The organism is Desulfobacter curvatus DSM 3379, from assembly GCF_000373985.1.
Classification (GTDB): domain Bacteria; phylum Desulfobacterota; class Desulfobacteria; order Desulfobacterales; family Desulfobacteraceae; genus Desulfobacter; species Desulfobacter curvatus.
Genome location: NZ_KB892925.1, coordinates 1 through 7,485, shown reverse-complemented (window position 1 = coordinate 7,485; position 7,485 = coordinate 1). Strand labels below are relative to the sequence as shown.

Genomic DNA, 7,485 nt, shown 5'->3' with positions numbered 1-7,485 from the left:
CAAGGCGCTCAGTCGATTCGTATACCCAAGTATTTCACGTTCTACCTGCTCCAATTCTTGAGCATTGCGAACCAACCTCGGATCGTCCTCCAGTTCTTTCAGGCAGGCATAGACTTCTTCAACAGTATTGCAATCTTCAGCTTTTTTCATCAGCACAGTCCAATTTTATAGTCGTCTCAGCGAGAAGAAACTATCACGTTTTTTGTTCTCAAAGATAGGCTTTTTTCAAACCGGGAAAATGGGAATGCGCCCGACTTCAGTTGCCAAAGCAAATAGCATCAATATTACAAAAAATCACCTCCATATTGAACAATGATTGGAGTGACAGATAATAGATAATATCTGTCGCTCATTACCCAAATCGAAAATCATGAAAAACAAGTAATCTCAAAGTGTTGAATGTTAATAATAGTCTGGGTTTGTACACCATGAATTGGGGTAATTTCGTCTTAGACATAGTCCACAGTTAAAAATTTCAAATATCCCGATGCAAATCAAAATAATTTACCTACAATGCTTTTGTTATTGAATGCTGCGTTGAAATAGGCTTGAGCGACGGATAATATTAAGCCTTATTTGATTTTTCTATTCTTTCTTCCTCTTCTTTACAATAAAGGCATTTCGCTGTGACAGGTCTTGCCTTAAGTCTCTTTATGGAAATATCTTCCCCGCAAGATTCACAGGTACCATAAGAACCGATTTTAATTCGTTCTAAAGCCTGCTGTATTTTTTGAATCAACAGGCTTTCTCTTGATCTAATTTTCAATTTCAAAGACTGGTCATTTTCTGCTGAAGCCTTGTCTATTGATTCTGATTCTTGGATTCTTTGGGATGACATTTCCGATATCACATGGTCCGCATGACGCATAAGTTCATCAATCTGACGGTTCAAAATAGCTTTGAAAAAGTCAAGGTGCTTTTTATTCATAATCCTCGCCTAAATGAATTGTAACCGCTGATGTTCATAGCCTGTTTAACGAAATAACTTCCAATGCCAAAGCTGAAAATTTAGGCCATGCGCAACTTTCTTTACAGCGACCGATTGCGGGTGCTTTTGATTTAAAAAACCATTTCTTCTTTAAATATGAGATTTCTCTTTTCCGGGAACATCCTCACCAGAAATAGATGCATATCCTTACAGCCAAAATTTTGATAGTACAAAAACATGTTGTCGTCATTGGGATGATTGCAGGAAGATAAGGTCCCACACATAAATTGTGTAAAGGATGGGCCATGATAAAGATCCGTGGTTTTCATTAACTCCATCTCATGGGTATGACCACAAAAAACATTCTCTATCTTATGCTGATGTACAAAATCAATCAAGAGGGATGAATTTTTTAACGGGCAGTCGTCTGTTCCCAGGATGGAATAATGGGTCAACAAAATAGGCAGATCATATTCTGCCCGCCTGATCTCTTTTGAGACGGCTTTCAAAATTTCTTCTTCAACATACCCCTCGTCACTATAGAGTTCATTTGTATCTATGCTGACAACCAGAACCGTTAGATCTTTTATCGAAATGCATTTGATAAAATTTATATCGGTAAAATTATCTGGAAGTTTGGTTATGTCCCGGTTTAAGAATAGATGTTTTTTTTTGAACTGCACCATCTCAGGGATATAAATGATGTCCGGGTTATAAATGTACTTTCGGAAGAGTTCATGTGAGCGCATATTTCTTTTATCGTGATTCCCGATAACTGAGATTTTGTTTTTGCATTTAATTGATTTTAAAAAACGTCCGGCTTTGGCATATTCATCCTCCAGGCCGTCAGTTGTGTTGTCCCCGGTATTGATGACAATATCGGCATCATATGAATTCAGTTTTCCCAAAAGAATCTTGTCATTCCCTTCCCAGTGGCGGGGACCAAAATGCAGATCAGAAATGTGTAGGATATTCATGAATGGCTCCTTAGCAAACGACTAAAGTATGTTAAACTCAATCGGAACTTTGATCTTTGAAAAAGGCTCTGTCAAGGAATAACAAAATCGCAACAATTGTCTGAGAAAAAGGACAAATCAAAGTCTATGTTACACAGACTTTGACAAAAGACCAAGGACTGTACCTATTTATTCTGTGGTAACACAGGAAAGTCAGTGGGGAAAACAGTGCTGCCCAGATTCTGGGTCTGTGAACCGAAGCACCTTAAATGTCCGTATGCGCAAACTTAATATCATTCTGCCATACAATCCGTCGAATAAGAGGCCAAATATGGCCGATTGCACATATATGATCTTTTTGCCCTTTATATTAAGGGAGATACCCCTTAGTTAACTTGATCTTTTATATCAATAAATCATATGGTTAACCTTATATCCGATTTTGCGGTAACATTGGCATCATGATTGCTCTATAACCAGTTTTGACGTTACGCCGGACAATAAAGAAAGAAAGGTATCACATGACTGATACATGGGGAGGGACAGGTGAAAAATCTGAAATGAAAATGCTTATAGAAACCATGGTCCGGGCTTTGGTTGATGAACCCGATTTCGTCAGTGTAAAGGAAATCGGCGGAATGCATACATCAATATTAGAACTGAAAGTTTGTAAATCCGACATCGGTAAAGTTATCGGTAAGCAGGGACGGACCGCAGATGCATTACGGACGATCTTAAATGCGGTCTCAGTAAAGTTAAATAAACGGGTTTTCCTTGATATTATGAACGAGTTAAATCATTAGCCCAATTTTATATGAGGGGATCTCAATGATCGCTGTCCGAATTACGTTAGACGTATTGCCGGAAAAGCAACTGGAACTCATGCAGACCCTTTTTTCGCTGATTAACCCCGTGGGCAAAGAACCTGGCTGCAAAAGCTATAAAGTTTGTCGTGATATCAAGGATAAAAACAGCTTTTGCCTGTTCGAAGAATGGGAGAACCGTGAAGATCTTGAGCAGCACATAAAGACTCTTCGATTCAAAGTATTGCTTGGCACCAGGACTCTTTTACGTAAACCACCGGAAATAAAAATTTATACTGTCAGCCGAACCCAGGGAATGGAAGCGGTTATGGCCATGAGAACCTAAATATTAATCAAAAGGAAATTTATGACAAAACCGAAGCCGTATTATCACAAAAAACGGATCACAACAGCCCTGCTTCTTGCCGCCGGCATGGGATCACGCCTTTCGCCTTTGACGCAGAGCGCGCCGAAATGCCTTACAATGGTGAATGAAACCTGCATATTGGACCGACTGATTGCCAGCCTGAATCACCATGGACTCAAACGCCTTGTTGTGGTAACAGGTCATCTGGAAGACAGCATCCGCAATTTCCTGGAGGACAGAGCAGGAAATCTTGTCATTGAGTATGTTTTCAGTCCTCGGTACAAAACCACCAATAATATTTATTCTTTGTGGATGGCCAGAAATCTTATTAATGAACCGTTTCTACTGATTGAGAGCGACCTTGTTTTTGACTCGTCCCTGTTAAAGGAGATGCTTTATCCCGATAGGATAGCCGTTGCGAGTATAAAACCCTGGTTGAACGGCTCCACGGTCACGATAAATCAATCCCGTCAGGTTGATGCCTTTCATAGTGACACCTCAGGGACACCGCCCCGGACAAAGTATAAAACCGTGAATATCTACAGTTTTTCCCTTTCCTCCTGGTATCAGGTTGTTGATGTCTTAAATAAGTATATCCGAGCCGGAAAAGTGAATGACTATTATGAGGTTATATTTCGTGACATGGTTGCGCAAAAAAGCCTGTCACTTAAGGCAATATCCTTTGACGGCAAGCCCTGGTATGAAATAGATACCATAGAAGACCTTGCATCGGCCGAACGGCTGTTCCCTTCAAAAATCAGTGAGAAACTCCCCTTTTATGACATTGATCAAAACGCTGATAAACATAAGGCTGATTCAAATTGGGGTTTGAAAGGACAGGGGCATGCCATTGCGTGAATATCATAATCAAGCGGAAAAATATGAATATATTTCAAACCAGCATGGTGGATATTACCGGCACGGCTTCATAGATCATGCATATCTGTATAATCTATATTTCCCACCGGAAGAAGTGTTTGAGCGTTTTAAAAATAAAATTCATGACCTGGTGTTGAACTATCCTGTTGCCCAAGATGCACTTGCCTCACTTATGGGAAGAATTATCAATCAAAAAGCCGAGCATCTTGTTATCGGTAATGGTGCTGCCGAGCTTATTAAAATCGTTTCCGGCCAACTTGCCCAAACGCTCATTATTCCCGTACCGTCCTTTAATGAATATGCCAATGCCGCACCCAAGGGACATGTCATCGAATTTCCGCTTGAATTTCCTTCTTTTGAACTGGATGTAGAAAAATTTGCAGATCATGCCATTAAAGTAAAAGCGGATGTTGCTGTCGTTGTATCTCCGAACAATCCGACTTCAAGGGCGATCCCAAAATTCGATCTGGTATTTCTGGCAAAAAAATTAGGCCGCCATAATTGCCGGCTAATTATTGATGAATCTTTTATTGATTTTGCACAGGATCCGCATCTGTTGAGCATGGAGCCTGAAATTGAGCGGTATCCCAATATCGCTGTTTTAAAAAGTATGAGTAAGGCATACGGAATATGCGGTCTTCGCATCGGGTATCTTCTCACCGCAAACACAGAATTGGCCCATGAGGTCCGTCAGGGTGTCCACATCTGGAATATTAATGGATTTGCCGAAGAATTTTTAAGAATTCTGCCGGATTTTAGCGATGATTTTATCAAGAGCTGTAACCGGGTTAAGCAAGACCGGGGAAAGCTTTATAAAGATCTGAAAAGCCTGCTTGGGGGGACCATTTATGCCCCGGATGCCAATTTTATCTTCTGCCGTCTTCCCGATGGCGGCCCTGACGGCCCGGAAGTCACGAAAAAGTTGTTCATTGAACATAACATGTACATTAAGCACTGTGGCGGAAAAACCATGCCGGAGGCGGATCGGTTTATCCGAATTGCCGCCCGGACAAATAAAGAAAATTCCAATCTGGTGGATGCATTGGTCTCCATCCTTGGTTATAAAGAGTTATGAAGCGCCATAATGAATACCTATAAAAATGACCGGCATCAGGCCGGAATGCTTCTTTTTGCCAAGGATCTTCCCAATATCTGTTCCCTGACAGGACTTTTATGTGCACTTCTCGGGGTGTATTATGCAATTTTACAGAACTTTCAAGCCTCAGTTATTGGTATGATATGGGCGGTTTTATTTGACTGGGCCGACGGTATCATTGCCCGTAACATGAAAGGAAGGACAGATAAACAAAAGGAATTCGGAGGGCAGCTGGATTCGTTGATCGATATTATCAGTTTTGGTGTCTGTCCGGCTATTTTTTTGTTGAGTTACGCAGATTTTAGTCCATGGTTTCTTCCGGGTGCCTTTGTAATCGTCGGGGTTGCCGCCATCCGATTAAGCTATTTTAATGTGTTTGGTCTTATTGACGGGTCAACATACAGGGGCCTTGCCCTTGATAACAATGTCATTATTTTTGCTTTTGTTTTTCTGTTTGAAGGTCTCCTTGACCCGGGAATTTTTTCAGGCGTCATATATGCCTTGTTCCTGGTCATGGCTGCCTTTAACATAGCACCGATCCGGACCCCCAAACTTGCCGGAAAATGGTTTTATATTCTTATGGCATATACCATTGGCTTAACATTTGTTTACGGGGGGATCATATGGAGTCGGTCCTGACGAAGGCACCCCGGAATACCGGGATGATGCACAACAAACCCTTCCGGTCGTTCATTCAACATTCCGACAATGAACTATTAATTTTCGGGACGGACAACTTCCCACAATTTCCAAACCGGGATGGGGCAATTCTGTCAAGATGCAACCGGGCCCTTGCCGTTGCAGGTAACCAGGATCTGGTTGTTTTACGCACAGCACTTGACAGGGACTATCAAGATTGGCTGCACGCCAATGGCCTTGGCACCGATCATATCGTTGAGTACGGTGCTCAATCTGATGAAATGACCCTTTCTGAAATGATCGTTAAGAATCCGGATCCCATATTGGAGGTCATTTCAAAACTTGGAAGAGCTCCTGTTTATGTACCGTGGTTTTCCGGACGGATGGAAAAAGTCGCAGCAAATTTACTTGGAGCCGATCTTTTCGGTTCTTCGGAATCTTTGACCCGAACCTACAATGATAAAGTTTCCTTTAAGCACATCTGTCGGAAATTGGGGATTTCAACCATAGAGGGAGACGCCTTTGAGGTCAGCCCGGAAAAAACCGAAAACTATTTTCAGTTTGAAAAAAAGATTCGCCGCCATCTTTCAACAACGCATACCGTAATTGTCCGAGGTGCCCTGGGGGAAGCCGGCATGTCTTTATACAAAACCGCGGGTGATGATATCCCTGAATTATACAGGCAGATCGCCGACAGCGGGGAAAAAGTTCTTATTATAGAACCTTTTGAGGATGTGATATCTTCTCCCAACGATCAATGGATCATCGGCAGGGCCGGAAATATCATCCACATGGGCATTCGAGAACAGGTCTGCGAAAAAGGGATGGTTTATATCGGCACACTCAAAGGGAAATCATATCCTCCGGCTGTTTGTGAGTCTATTTCAAAGACTTCCTTAAAAATTGTAAACCACATGTCCCGGGCGGGATATACCGGCGTCGTCGGCATTGACTATATTATAACGGAGAACGGCACCTATCCCGTCGAAAATAACGCACGGTTCAATGGTTCCACTTATGTGGGAATGATCATAGAGAATATTGAAAATAAACTATTGTCTTCTATCCCATACTGGAAATTTTTGAAACTCAAAACAACGCCAATTTCATTTCCTGAACTTGCCACGAAATTGCGCCCCATACTTTATGATAATGGTAAGCTCAATTGCGTATTCCCTTACGATTGTAAAACCCTGCCTGTATCGGGAAACCTTGGGGTTATCATCCTTGCAACGGATATTGAGCGAATGCATCATCTGGAAAAAGAAGTAAAGAAGCTGGGAATAAAAAGATAAAGTTTATCTTAAGGATAGCGTATAATAAATCGATAACAGGGAAGGACAGACTGATTTGGAACCTCAAAAAACAGAACAGAAAAAGACTGATTTGAAATTAAAATTATATTTTTGCCCCCATTGTCAAATGCCATTGATGAAAGGAAACGTCAGAACCCTCAAAATGGAATGCCCAAATTGTCAAAAAATGATTGATTCAGATGAGAAAGACCTACTTGAAAAATAGCGAAGGTGCTTTCTTTGTATAAGGGAGAACGGGTTAATAGTATCAGCCATCTGTTTGTGCTGGCCGGAAGTATTATCCACTATTTTACAGTGCTCTTGTATGTGGTCTGAATCGGAGGAAATAATAAGTTTAACGTTTGAGTATCACAATAAAATATCAGCGCTGACGCATCAAAATTTATTATCAATGATATCAGGGGGGCGGAGCGACATCTAAAATTATTTTGTCGCAAAATTATAATAGACACTCTGCAGGTCTTTTGATAATGTAACGTGGATGTGTGTGAGTTCACCCAC

Annotated in this window: 8 protein-coding genes; 6 read left to right on the top strand and 2 right to left on the bottom strand. The window is 41.3% G+C overall.

Going from position 1 to position 7,485, the window contains the following annotated elements; genetic code table 11:
- Nucleotides 1–565: 565 nt before the first annotated feature.
- Together dksA and B147_RS0103880 are read right to left on the bottom strand one after the other, a co-directional pair.
- The gene (dksA, locus tag B147_RS0103885) at nucleotides 566–928 is read right to left on the bottom strand and encodes an RNA polymerase-binding protein DksA (RefSeq protein WP_020585935.1); all 363 of its coding nucleotides are present in this window, start codon (nucleotides 926–928) and stop codon (nucleotides 566–568) included.
- Between the two features lie 131 nt (nucleotides 929–1,059).
- Complete coding sequence (locus tag B147_RS0103880) at nucleotides 1,060–1,905, bottom strand: metallophosphoesterase family protein (protein ID WP_020585934.1); 846 nt, start codon at nucleotides 1,903–1,905, stop codon at nucleotides 1,060–1,062.
- A gap of 539 nt (nucleotides 1,906–2,444) precedes the next feature.
- Here B147_RS0103880 and B147_RS0103875 point away from each other — a divergent pair.
- From B147_RS0103875 to B147_RS0103850, 6 genes are read left to right on the top strand one after another with little or no spacing between them, the layout of a single operon-like run.
- On the top strand, nucleotides 2,445–2,687 hold the full coding sequence (locus tag B147_RS0103875) for a KH domain-containing protein (protein WP_026259507.1): 243 nt from the start codon (nucleotides 2,445–2,447) through the stop codon (nucleotides 2,685–2,687).
- Nucleotides 2,688–2,712: 25 nt separating this feature from the next.
- Nucleotides 2,713–3,033 (top strand): putative quinol monooxygenase, encoded by a 321-nt coding sequence (locus tag B147_RS0103870; RefSeq protein WP_020585932.1) that lies wholly within the window; start codon nucleotides 2,713–2,715, stop codon nucleotides 3,031–3,033.
- A 21-nt stretch (nucleotides 3,034–3,054) separates the two neighbouring features.
- On the top strand, nucleotides 3,055–3,912 hold the full coding sequence (locus B147_RS0103865; protein WP_020585931.1) for a phosphocholine cytidylyltransferase family protein: 858 nt from the start codon (nucleotides 3,055–3,057) through the stop codon (nucleotides 3,910–3,912).
- Nucleotides 3,899–5,008 (top strand): pyridoxal phosphate-dependent aminotransferase, encoded by a 1,110-nt coding sequence (locus B147_RS0103860; RefSeq protein WP_020585930.1) that lies wholly within the window; start codon nucleotides 3,899–3,901, stop codon nucleotides 5,006–5,008. Before B147_RS0103865 ends, B147_RS0103860 begins: the two co-directional genes overlap by 14 nt.
- Before the next feature lie 9 nt (nucleotides 5,009–5,017).
- Nucleotides 5,018–5,668 (top strand): CDP-alcohol phosphatidyltransferase family protein, encoded by a 651-nt coding sequence (locus B147_RS0103855; protein WP_020585929.1) that lies wholly within the window; start codon nucleotides 5,018–5,020, stop codon nucleotides 5,666–5,668.
- On the top strand, nucleotides 5,653–6,963 hold the full coding sequence (locus B147_RS0103850; protein WP_020585928.1) for a hypothetical protein: 1,311 nt from the start codon (nucleotides 5,653–5,655) through the stop codon (nucleotides 6,961–6,963). Before B147_RS0103855 ends, B147_RS0103850 begins: the two co-directional genes overlap by 16 nt.
- The last annotated feature ends 522 nt before the right edge of the window (nucleotides 6,964–7,485 follow it).

What these genes read in the sequence shown, in the direction of transcription:
- B147_RS0103855 (WP_020585929.1), top strand. Translation starts at nt 5,018, where the DNA reads ATGAATACCTATAAAAATGACCGGCATCAGGCCGGAATGCTTCTTTTT.
- B147_RS0103865 (WP_020585931.1), top strand. Translation starts at nt 3,055, where the DNA reads ATGACAAAACCGAAGCCGTATTATCACAAAAAACGGATCACAACAGCC.
- B147_RS0103880 (WP_020585934.1), bottom strand. Translation starts at nt 1,905, where the DNA reads ATGAATATCCTACACATTTCTGATCTGCATTTTGGTCCCCGCCACTGG.
- B147_RS0103875 (WP_026259507.1), top strand. Translation starts at nt 2,445, where the DNA reads ATGAAAATGCTTATAGAAACCATGGTCCGGGCTTTGGTTGATGAACCC.
- dksA (WP_020585935.1), bottom strand. Translation starts at nt 928, where the DNA reads ATGAATAAAAAGCACCTTGACTTTTTCAAAGCTATTTTGAACCGTCAG.
- B147_RS0103870 (WP_020585932.1), top strand. Translation starts at nt 2,713, where the DNA reads ATGATCGCTGTCCGAATTACGTTAGACGTATTGCCGGAAAAGCAACTG.
- B147_RS0103850 (WP_020585928.1), top strand. Translation starts at nt 5,653, where the DNA reads ATGGAGTCGGTCCTGACGAAGGCACCCCGGAATACCGGGATGATGCAC.
- B147_RS0103860 (WP_020585930.1), top strand. Translation starts at nt 3,899, where the DNA reads ATGCCATTGCGTGAATATCATAATCAAGCGGAAAAATATGAATATATT.